11 protein-coding genes are annotated in these 17,021 nt (G+C 70.0%); 2 read left to right on the top strand and 9 right to left on the bottom strand.

From position 1 onward, the window contains the following. Positions 1–16: 16 nt before the first annotated feature. From ACWDLG_RS40740 to dnaE, 4 genes are all read right to left on the bottom strand, one after another. Positions 17–1,393, bottom strand: a complete 1,377-nt coding sequence (locus ACWDLG_RS40740; protein WP_449930315.1) for a protein kinase domain-containing protein — start codon at positions 1,391–1,393, stop codon at positions 17–19. Then, positions 1,390–4,791, bottom strand: a complete 3,402-nt coding sequence (locus tag ACWDLG_RS40735) for a protein kinase domain-containing protein (RefSeq protein ID WP_449930313.1) — start codon at positions 4,789–4,791, stop codon at positions 1,390–1,392. Before ACWDLG_RS40735 ends, ACWDLG_RS40740 begins: the two co-directional genes overlap by 4 nt. A gap of 254 nt (positions 4,792–5,045) precedes the next feature. Next, on the bottom strand, positions 5,046–5,363 hold the full coding sequence (locus ACWDLG_RS40730) for a DUF6300 family protein (RefSeq protein ID WP_449930311.1): 318 nt from the start codon (positions 5,361–5,363) through the stop codon (positions 5,046–5,048). Then, positions 5,363–8,905 carry a DNA polymerase III subunit alpha gene (gene dnaE, locus ACWDLG_RS40725; protein ID WP_449930309.1) on the bottom strand — a complete coding sequence of 1,181 codons (3,543 nt, stop codon included), beginning with the start codon at positions 8,903–8,905 and terminating at the stop codon, positions 5,363–5,365. The genes ACWDLG_RS40730 and dnaE overlap by 1 nt, the downstream gene beginning before the upstream one ends. A gap of 92 nt (positions 8,906–8,997) precedes the next feature. Between dnaE and ACWDLG_RS40720 the strand changes: the two genes are divergently transcribed. Further along, positions 8,998–9,978 carry a LysR family transcriptional regulator gene (locus ACWDLG_RS40720; RefSeq protein WP_449930307.1) on the top strand — a complete coding sequence of 327 codons (981 nt, stop codon included), beginning with the start codon at positions 8,998–9,000 and terminating at the stop codon, positions 9,976–9,978. A gap of 202 nt (positions 9,979–10,180) precedes the next feature. Here ACWDLG_RS40720 and ACWDLG_RS40715 read toward each other — a convergent pair whose 3' ends face one another. The 3 genes from ACWDLG_RS40715 to ACWDLG_RS40705 all read right to left on the bottom strand — a co-directional run bounded on the left by ACWDLG_RS40715 (position 10,181) and on the right by ACWDLG_RS40705 (position 14,093). Then, the gene (locus ACWDLG_RS40715) at positions 10,181–11,383 is read right to left on the bottom strand and encodes a DUF6004 family protein (protein WP_449930305.1); all 1,203 of its coding nucleotides are present in this window, start codon (positions 11,381–11,383) and stop codon (positions 10,181–10,183) included. A 97-nt stretch (positions 11,384–11,480) separates the two neighbouring features. Continuing rightward, positions 11,481–12,026 (bottom strand): GNAT family N-acetyltransferase, encoded by a 546-nt coding sequence (locus ACWDLG_RS40710; protein ID WP_449930303.1) that lies wholly within the window; start codon positions 12,024–12,026, stop codon positions 11,481–11,483. Between the two features lie 108 nt (positions 12,027–12,134). Then, positions 12,135–14,093: a S9 family peptidase gene (locus ACWDLG_RS40705; RefSeq protein WP_449930301.1), complete on the bottom strand. Its 1,959-nt coding sequence runs from the start codon at positions 14,091–14,093 to the stop codon at positions 12,135–12,137. 214 nt (positions 14,094–14,307) lie between these two features. On the opposite strand from ACWDLG_RS40705, the gene ACWDLG_RS40700 reads away from it, so the two are divergent. Beyond that, positions 14,308–14,547, top strand: a complete 240-nt coding sequence (locus tag ACWDLG_RS40700) for a hypothetical protein (protein ID WP_449930299.1) — start codon at positions 14,308–14,310, stop codon at positions 14,545–14,547. A 252-nt stretch (positions 14,548–14,799) separates the two neighbouring features. Here ACWDLG_RS40700 and ACWDLG_RS40695 read toward each other — a convergent pair whose 3' ends face one another. Continuing rightward, positions 14,800–15,732, bottom strand: a complete 933-nt coding sequence (locus ACWDLG_RS40695) for an NAD-dependent epimerase/dehydratase family protein (protein ID WP_449930297.1) — start codon at positions 15,730–15,732, stop codon at positions 14,800–14,802. 127 nt (positions 15,733–15,859) lie between these two features. After that, entirely contained in the window at positions 15,860–16,882 is a 1,023-nt protein-coding gene (locus tag ACWDLG_RS40690; RefSeq protein WP_449930295.1) for an MASE1 domain-containing protein, read from the bottom strand. Between the last annotated feature and the right edge of the window lie 139 nt (positions 16,883–17,021).

The raw sequence follows: 17,021 nt of genomic DNA, 5'->3' as shown, positions 1-17,021 counted from the left end.
GGCGCGTAAGCCGCGGTCACGGGGTCAAGGTGCGGAGCGCGTCGTGGAGGTCGGCCGCGCTCTGGTAACCGATCGCGGGCTTCTCCTGCAGCGCTCTGTCGATGACGGCGGCCAGTGCTTTGGGTACGCCTGGGTCCCTGCGGCGGATCGCCACCGGCGGTGACTGCAGGACGATCTGCCACGGATCCCTTCCTGCGGGGAAATCCCTCGGGTACTGGCCGGTCAGGGCGTGGTAGAGACAGGCGGCGAGCGCCCAGACGTCGACGGCGGGCGAGGCGTTGCGGAAGTTGACGACCTGCTGGCGGGGCATGTACCAGGGCTTGCCCGCGGCCGTTCCCGTCCTGGTCAGCCCGCTCAGTCCGGCTTGGTCGAAGGCCTTGGCGAGGCCGAAGTCGCCCACTTTCGCCGCAAGGGTGCCGTCGGCCTCCTTACTCAGCAGGATGTTCTGCGGACTGAGATCGCGGTGGACGATGCCCTGCTCGTGCGCGTGTCTCACGCCTTCCAGCGCCTGCAGTGCCAGGCTGACGGCCTCCGTGGCGGGGAGGCGCCCGCCCCTGCGGTTCAGGAGCTGGTCGAGGCTGCCTCCCGCGCAGAACTCCGTGGTGAAGTAGAACGTGCCGTCTGCTGATCCGGCGTCGTACAGGGCGGCGACGTTCGGGTGTCGCAGCGCCCTGGTGAGTTGCACTTCGCGCAGGAATCGGGCGTGCGCTTCGGCGCCGGCCGCCACCCTCGGCAGCATCACCTTCAGTGCCACTTCCTCGCCTGTGCTCTCGTGGCGGGCGAGGAACACCGCGCCCATCCCGCCTCGGCCGAGTTCGCGAAGGATCGTGTACCCGGCGACGGAGGCGAGGTCGCGGCGCCCGCCGCGTGCGAGGTTCAGCAGCATCGCGACCACTTCCGCCGGTTTGGCCTGGCAGGCGGCGCAGACGTACGCACCGGAGCGGGCGCCGACCTCGCTGCCCACCTCCCTGTCGCAGACCTTGCACCTGGCCAGCTCCAGCGTGCGCTTCACCACGCCCTCGGCGGGCAGGATGCCGACCCTGAAGACCGTCTCGCCGATCCTGATCTCATCGCCGTCGGCCAGGTCGTACTCGGGGAACGACAGCGCTGCGCCTTCCTCGGGCGTCTGGTGCGCCTCGCGCTGGCCGATCTTCTTGCCGTTGACGTAGGTTCCGTTGAGGCTGCCGAAGTCGCGGATGCGCGCGTCGGGCGGGTTGAGGTCGAGCAGGCAGTGATGCCGGGAGACGGTGCTGTGGTCCTTGTCGTTCGGCAACTGCGGCTCACAGTCGTCGGCGCGGCCGAGCACGCAGGTGGTCCGCTCGTCGAACACGTAGTCGGTCGTGGCGAGCGTGCCCTTGACCAGTTTCAACGTGACGGTGGCCGGCCGCGTCATCGCCGTTTCCAAATCCTGCTCCACATCGCGCCTCGGTGTTCGGCCGTGTCCACTGGTTCGCGTGCGGCCAGTTCCCAGTCGAGCTCCCAGCGCTGGACGGTCCCGCCGCCCGCGGACAGGACGAAGCTACCGTCGGGGGCGAACGCGAGCCCGCTTATCCGCCTGTGGTGTCCTTCCAGGGCACGCAGCATCTGCCCGCTCTGGACATCCCAGACCCTGAGGACGGAGTCGCCGTCAGCCGAGAGCACGAAGCGCCCGTCGCTGCTGAGCCTGGCTTCCATGGCATAGCCCGGGTGCTCGAGAACTCGCACGCACGCCCCCGACGCGACGTCCCACAACCGGATGCACCTGTCGCCGCTCGACACCACGTAACGCCCGTCGGTGCTCATGGACACCGACCTCACCCGGTCCTCGTGCCCCTCCAGGACGCGCAACCGCCGTTGCCTTCGGAGATTCCACAGCGTGATCTTCGTGCTTCGACCGGTTGTCACGGCGACGCGTTCGTCAGGGCTGACCCAGATCGAGTCCGCCATGTCACATTTCTCGACGGCCCGCAGGAGGCGGCCTTCGGCCAGGTCCCAGAACTGCAGCCTGTCATTGACGGCGGCCACCGCTTTCCGGCCGCCGTCGTAGAACCGCGCCGAGTGCGCGCTGTGAGTGGCCGCGAACAGAACATGCAGGCACTTACCGGTCCCCGCGTCCCACAGCCGGAGCTTGCCATCGTGCCCTGCCGCCAGCACTCGTCGGCCGTCGGCGCTCAGGGCGAGGTCGTTCAACGCGCTCGCAGGGCCTTCAAGGACGCGCACGCAGGCTCCGCTGGCGGCGTCCCAGAGCCGGGCGGCCCCGTCGCCGCCGTCAGTGACCGCGATCTTGCCGTCGGCGGAGAGTGCGACGGAGTACCCGGCGAAGGTCGTCGTCGGCCAGACCCCCCGCAGGCCGATACGGACCGTGTGCCGGCCCAGCGCCCGCCAGGCGGTGAGCACCTGAGCCGCTCGCTCGTGACCAGGGATCGCCCTTGCCCGGGTGAGCAGGTCGAGCGCGTGCGAGTACCGGGAGGCAGCGATCTCCTGCTCCGCCTCGGAGACCAGGGCCTCGACCTCGGTGGCGAGCCGGCTCAGTTCCTCGTGCCGCCGCGGCTTGCTCAGCTGCGGTGCGGCGCTCCAATCGAGGGGGAGGCCCCACGTGCGGGCCGCGTTGTCCTGGCCCGCGGAGACCGCGGAGCGGCCGTCCACGCTCAGCCGTACGGCACGCACAGCGGAGCGGTGCCCACGGAAGGTCCGCAGACAACGCCCGCCGGCGACATCCCAGAGGCGGACGGTCTTGTCCATCGAGCCGGAGAGCACGAAACGCGCGTCCGCGCTCAGTGACAGGGTCTCCACCTCGGAGGGTGCCTTCATGGTCCGCAGGCAGCGGCCGGTGCGGAGGTCCCACAAGCTGATCGTGGCGTCCTTGGCGCCGATGACCGCGAAACGGCCCCCCGGGTCAAGGCAACTGGCGCTGACCGTCGGAGTGTCGGCGGCGCGGATCGTCCGGTGGCGGCCTGAGCTCAGATCCCAGAGCCGGACTTCGCCTGTGGTCTTGCCGGTGGAGAGCAGGAAGCCCTCGTCGGCGGTCAGTTCGATCGAGCGCACGCCGCCTGCGAGCCCTGCGAGGGTCCGCCTGATCTTTCCGCCATGGACGTCCAAGACCTGGATCGGCCCGTCCGCGTTCGACACCAGCACCGTGCTCGCGTCGGCGTTCAGCGCGACAGGATTGGTCGCGTATCCGAACCGGGGCGGCGGTTCGAGTGGGAACGCGCGCACGCAGCGTCCTGTCCCGAGATCCCACAGCCGCAGGGTTTCGTCCTTGCCCGTGGAGGCGGCGAAGCGTCCGTCAGAGGTGAGAGCGACCGAGCACAGCTCTCCGCTGTGCGCCCTGATCTCCCGTAGGCACTCCCCGCTGCGCAGGTCCCATAACTTCGCCATGCCGTCGCGGCCACCGGTCAGCAGCAGCCGACCGTCGGGGGTGAGGCTGGTGAGAATGTAAGGGCCCATCCTGTACGGCCCGTCAGGTTCGGTCAGCTCGTCATCCCGATACAGCGCCCACGGGATCGCTCTGGCTTCGACACAGCGCGCGTCGGTGAGTCGTCCTGACTGGACGGTCCGCATGGCCGCCTGGACCTCGGGCTCGTCACCGATCTCTTCGAGAAGCGCGCGGGCGGCGGTGAGGTCGCCGCGCTCGAGCTGTACCTGGGCGAGCAGGTGGCGGGCCTGCCGCGGGTCCCCGGCATCGGCGCGGATCGCTTCGAGCCCGGTGACGAGCTCTTCGTCGGTGATCTCGCCGTGGCGCCACTGGTGCAGGCCGGCGTTGTAGGTGGCCTCCAGGTGCTGCGGGTCCGCCGCCAGCGCCGCGGTGAACGTCTCCCGAGCCTCGGTCGTGCGGTCGAGGTCGAGCAGCGACACTCCCTTGTTGTTGAGCTCGCCGGCCCGCAGATCGGCCGCCACAGGCGTGGCACGTGGATAGAGGCCACCCGAGATCCGCTGGTAGATCCCGGCCAGGCTGGTGGCGACCTCGGCCATCGTGCCCGGCCGATCCGCGGGGTCGAAGCTCAGGCACCGCTCAAGCAGGTCGGCGAGTTCACCGGGCATGGCAGGAAGCCCGGCTGCGCCCGGTCCTTCGGTGCGGTAGGCCGCGAGCGCCTCCCCCGCGATCGGCCCCGCCATCCAGCTGATCCCGCCGGTGAACATCTCCAGCACCGACACCGCGAAGCTGTAGATGTCGGTACGCCTGCCCAGCGCCTCGCCAGAGGCCTGTTCAGGCGAGGCGTAGGCACGGGTCAGGCCACCGGAAGGGACCAGCACGCTGACGCCGGGCGCGCTGTCGCGTGTGGGCGTCGTCGTGGCGACGGCGCGAGCCCTGGCCAGCCCGAAGTCGGTGACCTTCGCGGTGCCCTCTTCATCGAGCAGGACGTTCGCGGGCTTCATGTCCTGGTGCACCAGGCCACGGCTGTGCGCATGCTCAAGGCCCCACGCGGTCTGGATCGCGAAATCCGTGATGCGGGTGAGCACCTCACGTTCCGTACCCTCGTACAGCCTGCGGTCGTCGATCCAGTCACGCAGGCTGCCGCCCGCGACGTACTCCGCGAACACGCGAGGAATGCCGCCGAGCGTGCGAACGTAGTGGCAGGCGCACACGTTCGGGTGCAGCCCCAGCGACACCCACACCTCGGCCTCGGTGACGAACCGCTCCTTGTCGGCTGCGTCGCGGAACAGCTCGGAGCGGGGGCATTTCACCGCGAGATCGGCGCCCCACAGCAGGTGCCGGACCCGGTACACCAGCCCCATCCCGCCGTGCTCATGTACGCGGGTCACCTCGTACCGGCCGTCGATGACATCACCGACCCGCCAAGGCTCGCTCATGGACCCCGCCGCGTCATCCACCCGCATCACCCTAGCCAATGTCCGTACGGGGATATCGGCACTGATGGCGCAAAATTTCACGGCACTGGAAGCTCCAGTGACACTTCGCGATCACGGGTCGGATCGGCGCTGGTGGTGGCCGCCGCCGCCCGGCCGTCCAGCGCCACACCCCCGTGTCTCGCACGGGAACCCGGTCCGATGCCGGGACCCGCCGCCGGCCCGCCACCCGGGCGGGCGGCGTTGATCGCCGGCGGTCACAGCTCGCCCCGGCGCCAAGCCTCGGCCTCGGCTCGCAGCGCCTTCTCGTCCGGCGCCGGCGGTCGCGCCCGGTCGACCCAGCGCAGCAGGAGCCGGGCGAGCTGCCCCACGTTCTCCGGCCGCGCCGATCCGTGGACGGCGAAGTACGTGATGATCGGGCCGGTGAGGGGATCGTCCGCGTCGCAGCGGGCACACAGGAGCACGTCGCTGTGGCCCCGGACCGGGTTTCCCGATGTGTTCGTCCAGGCGTGGGGGCGGCGCAGGACGGCGAGGACGCTGTCGGCGCGGCATCGGGGGCACGGCCAGTCGCCCATCACGCGTGGCCGATCGCGTTGGCCCCGAGCAGCGCCTTGACGTCGCCGTAGAACGCCGGTTCCGGTGCGACCCGGAAGGGCTGCAGGTCCATCAGCACGCTGGTGGTCCCGTGGCGGTGCACGCGCACGTGGACGGGAGCCCGGCCGGGATGGGCGGTCAGGATGTGCCTGAACTCCCGGACCAGCCGCGGGTTCAGCTGAGCCTCCTGGACCGAGATCACCACGGGAGGCTCGGTGCCGGCCTGGGAGACGTCGAGGAGCTTGACCTCCTCGCCGTAGACGCTCACCGTCTCGTCGCGTACGTTGATCCGTCCCCGCACGGAGATCACGCGGTCCTGGGCCAGTGCTTCGCCGTACAGGGTGTAGGTCTTGGGGAAGATGAGGCATTCCACGGCGGCGTCGTGGTCCTCGAGGGTGACGATCGCCCACGGGCTGCCCTGCTTGGTGACCTTGCGCTGCAGGCCGGAGACGATGCCGCTGACGCGGCACACGCCGTCCTGCCGTCCGGAGGCCAGGAGGTCGGCGATGGTGGTGTCGCGGTTGGCGTCCAGGACGCGTTCGGCGCCGTCGAGCGGGTGGCTGGAGACGTAGAGGCCGAGCATCTCGCGTTCGAAGGCGAGCAGGGTGGCCTTGTCCCACTCTCCCTCGGGGATCGCGATCGAGAAGGCGCCGCTCTCGCCCGGCTGCCCGAACAGCGACTCCTGGCCGCGGGCCGCGTTCCGCTTGACGTCGATGACCGCGTCGACGGCCTGCTCGTGGACCGCGACCAGGGCCTTGCGATGATGCCGCAGGCTGTCGAAGGCGCCGGCCTTGGCCAGCGACTCGATGACGCGCTTGTTGCAGACGGCGGACGGGACCTTGGCGAGGAAGTCGTTGAAGTCGGTGAAGTGGCCGGCGGCTTCCCGGGTGGCGACGATGGCGTCCACGACACCGGCGCCGACGTTGCGCACGGCGCCCAGCCCGAAGCGGATGTCGGAGCCGACGGCGGCGAAGTCGAGCCGGCTGGCGTTGACGTCGGGGGGCAGCACCCTGATGCCCAGGCGCCGGCTGTCGGCCAGGTAGACGGCCATCTTGTCCTTGTCGTCGCCGACCGAGGTGAGCAGCGCGGCGAGGTACTCGCTGGGGTGGTTGGCCTTGAGGTAGGCGGTCCAGTAGGAGACCAGCCCGTAGCCGGCGGTGTGCGACTTGTTGAAGCCGTAGCCGCTGAAGGGGACCAGGACGTCCCAGACCGCCGTGATCGCCTCCTCGGCGAAGCCGCGCTCGCGCATGCCGGTGGAGAAGCGGTCCCATTCGGCGTCCAGGACCTCCTTCTTCTTCTTGCCCATGGCGCGGCGCAGCATGTCGGCGGCGCCGAGGGAGTACCCGGCCAGTTGCTGGGCGATGGCCATGACCTGCTCCTGGAAGACGACCAGATGGTAGGTGTCGCCCAGGATGGGCTCGAGGACCTCCCCGAGCTCGGGGTGGATCGGCTCGACCGGCTGCCTGCCGGTCTTGCGCAGCGCGTAGTTGGTGTGGGCGTTCATCTCCATCGGGCCGGGCCGGTACAGCGCGTTCACCGCGGCGATGTCGGTGAACGTGGTGGGCTGCATCAGTCTCAGCAGCACCCGCATGCCGCCGCTGTCCAGTTGGAAGACGCCGAGCGTGTCACCGCGGGCCAGCAGTTCGTACGTCCTGGCGTCGTCGAGCGGGACGTCGAAGATGTCGATGTCGATGCCCTTGTTGGCGCGGACGCCCGCGATCGCGTCGCCGATCACGGTGAGGTTGCGCAGGCCGAGGAAGTCCATCTTCAGCAGGCCCATGTCCTCGGCCTGGGTGAACGGGAAACCGGTGATGACCGGGCCGTCGGCCTTGGGCCTGGCCAGCGGGATCACGTCGATCAGCGGCTCGCTGGACAGGATCACGCCCGCGGCGTGGATGCCGGTGCCGCGGGTGAGGCCCTCGATGCCGACCGCGGTGTCGATCACCTGCTTGACGTCGGGGTCCTGCTCGTACATCTGGCGCAGCTCGGCCGCCTCGCCGTGGCGCGCGTGGTGCTCGTCGTGGATGGCGGCCAGCGGGATCTCCTTGCCGCCGACCGCCGCGGGGAACGCCTTGGTGATGCGATCGCCCAGGGCGTACGGCAGGCCCAGCACGCGGCAGGAGTCCTTGATGGCGGCTTTGGCCTTGATGGTGCCGAAGGTGACGATCTGGCAGACCCGGTCGTCACCGTACTTGCGGGTGACGTAGTCGATCATCTCGTCGCGCCGCCGGTCGTCGAAGTCGAGATCGACGTCCGGCATGGAGACGCGCTCGGGGTTGAGGAAACGCTCGAAGATCAGCTTGTGCTCGATCGGGTCGAGCTGGGTGATCCCCGTGCAGTAGGCGACGAGTGACCCGGTCGCCGAGCCGCGGCCGGGGCCCAGGCCGATGCCGTTCTCCCGGGCGTACCGGCAGATGTCGGCCACCACCAGGAAGTAGCCGGGGAAGCCCATGGTGTCGATGACCGACAGCTCGTAGTCGATGCGGTCGAGCACCTCCTGCGGCGGGTGCCCGCCGTAGCGGCGCCGCGCGCCCCGCAGGGTCTCCTGGCGCAGCCAGCTGGACTCGCTCTCGCCCTCGGGGACGGGGAAGCGCGGCGTCAGGTCCCGATGGGCGAACACCTCGTCGTAGTCGCCGATCCGCTCGGCGACCAGCAGGGTGTTGTCGCAGGCGCCCGGCACCTCGCCGTCCCACAGCGCGCGCATCTGCTCGGGGGACTTGACGAAGTAGCCGCTGCCGCCGAAGCGGAAGCGGCCGGCGTCGGTGAGCCGCTTGCCGGTGCCGACGCACAGCAGCACGTCGTGCGCCTGGGCCTGGTCCTCGGTGACGTAGTGCGAGTCGTTGGTGGCCAGGGGCGGCAGGTCGAGCTCCTTGCCGAGCCTGAGCAGGTCGTCGCGGACCCGGCGCTCGATGGGGAGGCCGTGGTCCATCAACTCCAGGAAGTAGTTGTCCGGGCCGAAGATGTCGCGACAGCGGGCGGCGGCCTCGACGGCCTGGCTGTACTGGCCGAGCCGCAGCCGGGTCTGCACCTGGCCGGACGGGCAGCCGGTCGTGGCGATGAGGCCCTGGCTGTGCTCGGCGAGCAGCTCATCGTCCATGCGCGGATATTTCTGGACGTGTCCTTCCAGCCAGGCGCGGGACTGCAGGCGGAACAGGTTGCGCAGGCCCCGGGCATCGGCCGCCCACATCGTCATGTGGGTGTACAGGCCGCGCCCGGAGACGTCACCGCCCTCGCCGGTCTCGTCGTCGGAGCGGCGCAGCGCCAGGTTGTCGCTGTAGAACACCGGCTGCCGCTGGTGCCGAGAGGCGGGCGCGACGTAGCTCTCGATGCCGATGATCGGCTTGATCCCCACCCGGCGAGCCGTTCGGTAGAACTCGTACGCGCCGTGCACGTTGCCGTGGTCGCTCATCGCCACGGCCGGCATCCCCTGCCGGGAGACCTCGTCCATCAGCAGGCCGACCTTGGCGGCGCCGTCGAGCATGCTGTACTCGGTGTGCACGTGGAGATGGACGAATGACCTCACCGAAGACCACGCCTCCCAGTTGTAGGCTCGGCTGCGAACCCGAGCATTCGACCCGAGAGCAGGCCCGGTTGTCCAACAATCGACACGCCGATATGCCACAACCATCGGTTGTCGAGCGAGGCGGGGCGGACCTCGATCTCGGCACGGTCCGCGCCTTCGTCGCCGTCACCGAGGACCGGTCCTTCAGCGAGGCCGCGGCCCGGCTGGGCATCAGCCAGCAGGCCGTCTCCAAGCGGATCGCGAAGCTGGAGTCCGACCTCGGTGTGCGGCTGTTCTTCCGGTCACGCAACGGGGCCGACCTCACCGAGGACGGCAGGACGTTCCTGCATCACGCGCGCGCCCTCGTCGGCATCGCCGACCAGGCACTCGAGGTGCTGCGCGGCCGGCGCCGGTCGCTCCGGGTCGATGTGCTGGACACCCGGCTCGGGTCCATCGACCTGATCCGGGCCTTCCACCAGACCGCCGAGGACGTCGACATCGACGTCGTCACCTCCAACGGGCTGCGATCGGCGCGCGGCGCGCTCGCCCGCGGGTCCGTCGACGCCGCCTTCGCCCGCGTCAGCGGGACGCTGGAGGAGGACCTCCGGTACGTCCCGGCCTACCTGGAACCGTTGCACCTGCTGGTGGGCCGCGACCATCCCCTCGCCGAGCGGCGGGACGTGACGATGGAACAGCTGTCGGGATCGACCGTGTGGATGCCCGGCAACGTCCCGGACAGCGAGTGGGCCGAGTTCTACCGCTTCCTCGGCGCCGCGTTCGACATCCGGATCGACGCCTCGGGGCCGGACTTCGGCTGGGAGTACTTCGTGGAGGAGATCGGCGCCGTCGAGCGCATCGGGTTTGTGGGGAAGCTGTGCCGGCTCCCCTGGCATCCGGGCACCGTCCAGGTCCCGATCGTCGAGCCCGTGCCCGTGTACCCGTGCTCGCTGCTGTGCCACCGGCAGAACCAGCACCCGGTGCTGGCCCGGCTCATCCGCTTCGTCGAGGCCACCTTCCGGCCGTTCGACCCGCGGCACCAGTGGCTGCCGGACCCCGACCGCGCCGTCATCGCCGCCGGCCCAGGACCGCGCTAGCCGGCGCCTGGGCCTGATCGCCAAGCATCCGGAGTGGCAGACGGCCCCGGCCGGCAGCCAGGCGATGGGCCGCTCAGATCACACATTGCGGCGCTGGATACACCTTCCCCGGGCACCCTGTGTGGCGTGCCCGGGGAAGGTCGACAGGACAGAGAGCAGGCTTGCCCTGATGGGCGATGGTCGCTTGCCTTGTGGCGGGGTGTCAGCTGTTGACGGCGGCGTGCTCGCCGACGATCGCTGCCCGCAGGGCGAGCCGAATGCCGGTCAGGCGCGCCTTGACCGTCCCGTCGGTGGTGACGAGCGGCGCGTCCGCGCCTTGCAGGGTCAGCTCGCTGCCGGTGAGCTCCAGGTCGGTGAGCTTGCCGCCGACGTGCACGGGATTGGCCGCGTACAGGGTGCCGTGCGGGGTGACGAGTTCGAACTCGGCGTCGAGGTGCAGCTCGCTGGGGAAGCGCACCCGGCTGAGGCTGTCCTCGGTGCCCTCGCCGAGCGTGCCGCCGGACGGCCGGGACCAGCTCGCCCGCAACATCACCCGGCCGCCGAGCGCGGGGCAGTGGCCCACCAGGGCGGCGCGAGCCAACTGGGCCAGCACCCCGGTGCCCTCGCCGTGCTTGTCGGGCCCGAACAGCAGGATTTCGGCCCCCGCCGCCTTGGCGTGGTCGCCGGCCAGTTCGACGCGCTCCGTCTTGCCGCCGACCTCGACCTCGATGGCGCCTTCCACTGACACCTGCATGATCAATGAAGGGTCGACCAGCATGAACAGGTACGGGGCCGCGCTCGGGGCGAAGAACAGTGTGGGCGTGATCCCCACTGGCTCGTTCTCGTCGTCCGCCGGGTACCACGCCTCGGGCAGGGTGGTGCCGCGCAGCACGTTCGGCGCCTGGGCGATGTCGAAAGGGCCGTCGCCGCGAGGACGGCCGAACAGGGGCCCGGTGAGCGGCTTCTTGAAGGGCGGAACATGGTCGACGATCCCGCAGAGGGTGATGACGTTGCGGTGCGCCAGCCGCAGCGTGCTGCTCTCCAGGATGCCGAAGTGCCGCAGGCGAAGCTCCGCGGGGAAGTTCTTGCCTGGCACGATTTGCCGGATGCGGCCGGTGTTGGGCAGGAACGGGTTGGCCAGCACCTGGACGCGGTCGTCGAGTTCGTAGCTGAAGCCCTTGATGCCGACCTCGGGAGCGCTGATGAGCTCCAGGTCGAACTCGGCATGGCCGTGCTCGTCCACACGGTGCTCGAAGCCGGGCATCGGCCACTTGTTGAGCTGGACGAACCCGGAGAGGCTGATCTCCTCACGGCGGCCGGCGTAGTAGTCGTCGCCGAACACCACGCTCGCGCAGGCGAGGACGTGAGGCCGGATCGGCTTGGGCTCGAGGTTCAGAGACTCATAAGTCTCACGCAAAGCACTCATGCAATCACAGTACGTTACGGATTCGGCTTGATCCGGCAGGACCACCAGCCGGACATGATGACGATGACCTGTGAGGATACGGCGTCACCCCTGCGGATCAGCCGCCGTGGACGGCCTCGAACTCGCTCCGGGTGATCGCCATGACCCGCACCGGCTGCCCGTGGGCCGGGACGACCGTCTCGCGTTCCTGGCGCATGCCCAGCTTCGTCATGACGCGGACGGACGCGTGGTGATCGACGTGGCAGATGCTGATGATCCGATCCAGGCCGGCCTCGGCGAATCCGAAGCGCAGTGCCTCTCCGGCTGCCTCGGTGGCGATACCCCGGCCCCAGAATTGCCGTCCCAGCCGCCAACCGATCTCCACAGCGGGCAGCACTTCGGGCAGGAAGCCGGGGACCGTCAGCCCGGCCCAGCCGGCCAGTTGCCCGGTCTCGCGCAGCTCCACCGCGAACAATCCGAAGCCACGCTCGTCCCAGTTCCGCTCCATGAACGCGAGCGCGGCCGCCGTCTGCTCCCTGGTGCGGACCGAACCGTCGCCGATGAAGCGCATGACCTCCGGATCTCCGTCGATCACGGCCAGCGGGTCCAGATCCTCCTCACGCCAGCGGCGCAGCACCAGCCGCTCAGTTCTCAACCCCGTCACCAGTCAGTCACCTTTCAGGCAGTCGGCTCCGCAGACGCAGGGAAGGCGCCCACCATCGGTTCGCGGCGGCAGACCCGGACACCCCGTGCTCGCACTCTAGATGGGAGATCAACGAGCCGCCGCTCCGTGGGTGCGGTCCGATGCGGGATCGGCGAGCCACCGGTCGAACCACGCGCGGGTGCGCCGCAGCACGTCGAGCTGGTGGTTGCGCTCCTGGATCGCGTGGCCTTCTCTCGGATAGACGACGAACTCGTGCTCGACCCCGAACCACCGCAGCGCACGATGGAAGTACGTGGCCTGGCCGACCGGCACGTTCGTGTCGTCCTCGCCGTGCAGGATCAGCACCGGCGTGCGGATCTTCGAGGCGTACGCGATGGGGCTGACCTGGTCGTGCCAGTGTGGGCCGGTGTCCTCCCAGCCGCAGCTTCCACCGAGCCCTGCTTCCAGGGTTCCCCACTCACCGGTCGCGACGAGCATGCCCCAGTCGCTGATGCCGGCGCCCATCACCGCGGCCTTGAACCGGCTCGTCTGTCCGACGGCCCAGGCGGCCATGAACCCGCCGTGGCTCCACCCGCCGATTCCGAGCCGCTCCGGATCGGCGACGCCGTCGGCGATCAGCAGGTCGATGCCGCTGACGATGTCCGTCCATTCGTCCATGCCGGCCGCGCCCGCCACGGCCGCGGCGAACGCGTGCCCGTGCCCCTCGCCGCCCCGTGGATTGGGCAGGAAGACGGCGTAGCCGGCGGTCGCGAGCCACTGCCCGGACGGGTTCACGCTGAGCATGAACCGGTCGGCATGCCTGTCGTACGGCCCGCCGTGCACCAGCGTGATGAGCGGGAACGGGCCGTCGTGGCGGCTTCTCCCAGCCGGCAGGATCAGCAACCCGTCGAGGTCGAGCCCGTCGGACGCCTTGTACGAGAGGCGTTCCTGCCTTCCCCACCCGAGCTCGCGCAGCTCAGGTCTGGTGTCGCTGAGCCGGATGAGCCGACCGGCAGGCGGCCCGGCGTGGACGTTCATCGGCTCGTACGCCGTGCTCGCCAGCGCGGCGACGACCTCGCCCGAGCGACTCGCGGTGAGTGAGGCGGCGTGGCCCTCCACGGAGGACATCCACTGGAACCGCCGCGATTCGGGATCGAGCCGGTAGACCGCGGTGTCGAGCCCGTCGGCGAACAGCGCCAGCGGCGGCCCGTCGGCTACCTGCGCCAGACCCGACGGGCAGACGGTCATGCCGCCGGTCAGATTCCGATGATTCCCCGCAGCGCCGGACTCGGGCACGGTGAGATCGAAGACGGCGCGGCCCCCGACCGGACCAGGCGGCGTCGTCGCCAGGTAGCACAGATGCCAGCTGCCGTCCGTGTTCCACCAGGTCGGCGAGGACGCCTCCAACCCCGCCGGGCCGAGATCCTGGACCTTGCCGGTCTCCAGGTCGACGACATGCAGGTCGCAGGTGAAGCGGACAGGATCGATGTCCGGGGTGGCCCAAGTGAGCACCGCGAGCGGTCCGCCGTCCGGACGCTGCGCCAGCTCGACGACGTGCCTGTCGCCGAATCCGTCCACCTCGCGGAACTGACGGGTGTCCAGGTCGAGCAGCCACAACCGGCCGTGAGGCACCCGCTCTCCCCACACTTTGGCGTCGTCGCGTTCAGCCTGCCGGCACTCGTCCTCATCCGTCGGCTGCGCCTCGGCCACCACCGCGACCAGCCGGCCGTCGGCGAGCGGAAGGTGGTCGGAGATCCCGCTCTTCCAGGTGGTCAGCACCTCTGCCTCGCCGCCGTCGAGCGATATCCGATGCATCTGGACGGCGCCTCGCTCCACCCGATCCGACCCGAAGAAGAGCGAGCCGGAATCGGGCGCCCAGCGCGGGATGAAGTCTTTCGCCGTACCCGCGGTCACCTTCCTGGGCGGTGCGCTCCCGTCGGTCGCGGCGACCCAGATCGCGCTGCTCGAGTGCTGCTCGTTCCGCCCGATCGCGGCGACCGTGTAGGCCACCCGCCGGCCGTCCGGAGAGATCACCGGGTGCAGCGGCGCGGCACCGTCCACGATCAGCTGCGGCGTGACCTTACTCATGAGACTCGTCCCCCAGCGTCGAAGGTGCTGATCCGCCCGACGGCGATCATGCCTCAGATCCGTGACGACCGGGCATCTCCGGCAGGCCCTCCACCCGGAACGAGATCAGCACCAGATCAGCTACCAGTGATGAAAGGACCTCCGAGGGCTGCGACGTAGCCTTTCCCGGATTCCCACCTTGACCGCCTCCCGCGATCTCGGCACCATGCCCGTCATGAGTGTCGGCCTCGTCATCGCGATGCCCCTCCGTCAGTGGGGGCTCGTCGACGCGTGCATGGACAACGACGCCGGCGTCGAGACGGTCGACGGCAGTCGTCAGCGGGCCGACCTCGCGCGCAGCGTCCGACGGGCCGGTTGGGATCAGATCGCCCAGTGGACACCCGGCGTTCCGGACTCAGGAAAGTGGCCGCCGCCGGACGAGATCGTGAAACCCAAACTCACGATCGCCCAATGACTTCTCACGGTTGACGTCCTCGAGCGCTGGGCGGCAACCGGTGACCGGGTGGGACATCACGACAGGGCCGCTCAGGAACGTGAGCTTCGAGATCTGATCGTTTCTCGGCTCCAGGCACACGGCGTGCAGATTCCGCCCGGTCGGCGATGACGGGTGTCGGTGAGAACGCCCCGGTGCGCCGGGAAGGCGGACCGGGGCTCGTGATCAATCACACGGACGGCCGACCACGCGCTTCGGCGTCACGACCGCGGCTCAGCTCGAAGGTGCCAGGCCGAGACCCGCCCGCAGGTCGCGGTAGGTCGGGGTCCAGCCGAGTTCTCGCGTCGCTCTGGCATGGGAGACCCGCATCGAGGTGTCGATCATCAGATGTCCCAGGTAGGGAACGGCCAGGCGCATCATCCACCGGGGCAGCGCGAGCGGCCGCGGGGTGCCGTGTGCCCGGGCGACCGCGGTGATGAAGTCACGCCAGCTCGCCGGGTGGTCGTCGACGATGTTGTAGGCCTGCCCGTCCCTGCCGCGTTCCATGGCCGCGACCGCGGCCGCCGCCGCGTCCTCCACATGGATGAACGACGTGGTTGCCGTCCTGCCCCGCGGTAGCACGGGAGCTCGCCTGCGCATCAGGTCCGCGAACATGTCGCTGAACGCGTTCCTGCCGTAGAACATCCCGTAGCGCAGGGCGATGCCCTCGATGGCGTCCGCGGCGAAGACCTGCTGCTCGGTGGCCACGCTGGCGTCCGTCACCAGATCGCCCACGTTGCCGACGCGCAGGCCGAAGACGTCGTCCTCGGTCAGGACCCGGCTGCCGTGGTCGCGATAGCCGTACCCGGTGATCAGCGACTGGGTGACGAAGCGCCGGGCGCCTGTCACGCGCGCGGCCTCGAGCAGGTGCGCGGTCCCCCTGCCGCGCAGGGCGAGGGTGGGGTCGTCGGGGCGCAGCGTGCGGCGCGCGCCGCGGAGCGCCGTGGCCTGGTGCATGACCACGTCGACGGCGCGGCCGTCCACGGCGCGCAGCAGTCCGTCCCGGTCCATCACGTCGGCCACCACCGCGATCGCGCCGCGATCCTCGACGAGCCGCCCCTTGGCGGGGTCGCGGATGATCGCGGTCACCTGGTGACCCGCCGCCTCCAGCGCGGACAGCAGCGGCAGCCCGATGGCGCCGGTCGCCCCGGCGAGCAGCACCTTCATCGCGACCCTCGCTTCGCGTGGTGCTTGTGGTTCGACACCTGTCCTCCCTGTGCACATCGACGTCGGCGTGCGCCGCTCCGGTGGATGGGACGAGACAGCCCGTCCGGATGTGACAGTTCGGGACAGGTCAGCCCGGCAGCTCGCTGTCGGCGTGGCGGGTCGGTGACGAGTCCTGCTCAGGCGGGGCCGGCCACGGCTTCACGATCTGGCCGCGCTCGAGGCTGGTCGCCATGGCGACGAGCCGGGCGCAGATCTGCTCGATGTTCTGGTACGCCTGGTCGCGCTCGGCGATGATCACCGCGAGCAGCAGCGCGGTCAGCGCCGCCGACCCGTTGAAGGCCTGCAGCGTGACCATGTCGACCAGCAGATCATGGTGCGCGAACGGGCCGGTGCCGCGGGCGGCGGCGACGATCGCGACGGTGGAGACGACCAGCGCGCAGGCCGTCGCGCCCAGCAGCCTGAAGTGCAGGGCGGCCCAGATGAGGAACGGGAAGACGAGGAACAGCAGGTTGATGGAGCTGCTCGTCGCCAGCAGCGTCACCAGGAAGATGCTGACCAGCAACGCCACCGCCTCCGCCACCCGGGCCGGACTCGGGTGCCACGGCCCTTGGAAGGCCCGGTGGAGCGCGAGCAGGAACGGCGTGACCACCAGCACGCCCATGGCGTCACCCGTCCACCACACCGACCACGTCGGCCAGAACTCGCCCGGCCGTACCACGTCGGCCAGCACCAGCGTGGCGCTGCCCACCGTGGCGCTGATCAGCATCCCGGCCAGGGCGCCGAGGAACACCAGCGCGAGCGCGTCCCGCAACCGCAGCAGCGAGCTGCGGAACCCCACGCTGGTGAGCAGGAGGTAGGAGCACAGCGGGGCGAGCGTGTTACCCACGGAGATCGCCACGACCGCGGGCATCGACGGGCCGAGCGTGATGTTGACGATGAAGGCGCCCAGGGTGATCCCCGGCCACATGCGCACGCCCAGCAGCAGAAGGCACGCCAGGGCGATGCCGGTGGGTGGCCACAACGGCGTGACCTGCCCCCGGACCAGCTCTTGCTGGAGCCCCAGTTTGGCCGCCGCGACGTAGAGGCCCGCGACCAGCAGGACGCGCAGGCCCGTCGCAGCATGACCCCGGAGCCCTCCGTCGTGCCCCACGAAGCCTCACCACGCAGAAAGTCGAACAGGCCGAGGCTGCCTGCCCCACCTTATCGCTCCGCGGCTCCCGGTATAAGGCTTGACATGCCCGCCGACCTGGGACGACGCGATCACTCAGCCCACCGCGACGAAGGCCGCC

It is taken from the genome of Nonomuraea sp. NPDC003727 (assembly GCF_053586935.1).
The sequence above is the reverse complement of the archived record's forward strand: the minus strand, read 5'-3'. Positions and strand labels throughout refer to the sequence as shown.

Excerpts from the sequence above, each read along its gene's own strand:
- ACWDLG_RS40740 (WP_449930315.1), bottom strand. The coding sequence starts at position 1,393 with ATGACGCGGCCGGCCACCGTCACGTTGAAACTGGTCAAGGGCACGCTC.
- ACWDLG_RS40735 (WP_449930313.1), bottom strand. The coding sequence starts at position 4,791 with ATGAGCGAGCCTTGGCGGGTCGGTGATGTCATCGACGGCCGGTACGAG.
- ACWDLG_RS40730 (WP_449930311.1), bottom strand. The coding sequence starts at position 5,363 with ATGGGCGACTGGCCGTGCCCCCGATGCCGCGCCGACAGCGTCCTCGCC.
- ACWDLG_RS40720 (WP_449930307.1), top strand. The coding sequence starts at position 8,998 with ATGCCACAACCATCGGTTGTCGAGCGAGGCGGGGCGGACCTCGATCTC.
- ACWDLG_RS40715 (WP_449930305.1), bottom strand. The coding sequence starts at position 11,383 with ATGAGTGCTTTGCGTGAGACTTATGAGTCTCTGAACCTCGAGCCCAAG.
- ACWDLG_RS40705 (WP_449930301.1), bottom strand. The coding sequence starts at position 14,093 with ATGAGTAAGGTCACGCCGCAGCTGATCGTGGACGGTGCCGCGCCGCTG.
- ACWDLG_RS40700 (WP_449930299.1), top strand. The coding sequence starts at position 14,308 with ATGAGTGTCGGCCTCGTCATCGCGATGCCCCTCCGTCAGTGGGGGCTC.
- ACWDLG_RS40695 (WP_449930297.1), bottom strand. The coding sequence starts at position 15,732 with ATGAAGGTGCTGCTCGCCGGGGCGACCGGCGCCATCGGGCTGCCGCTG.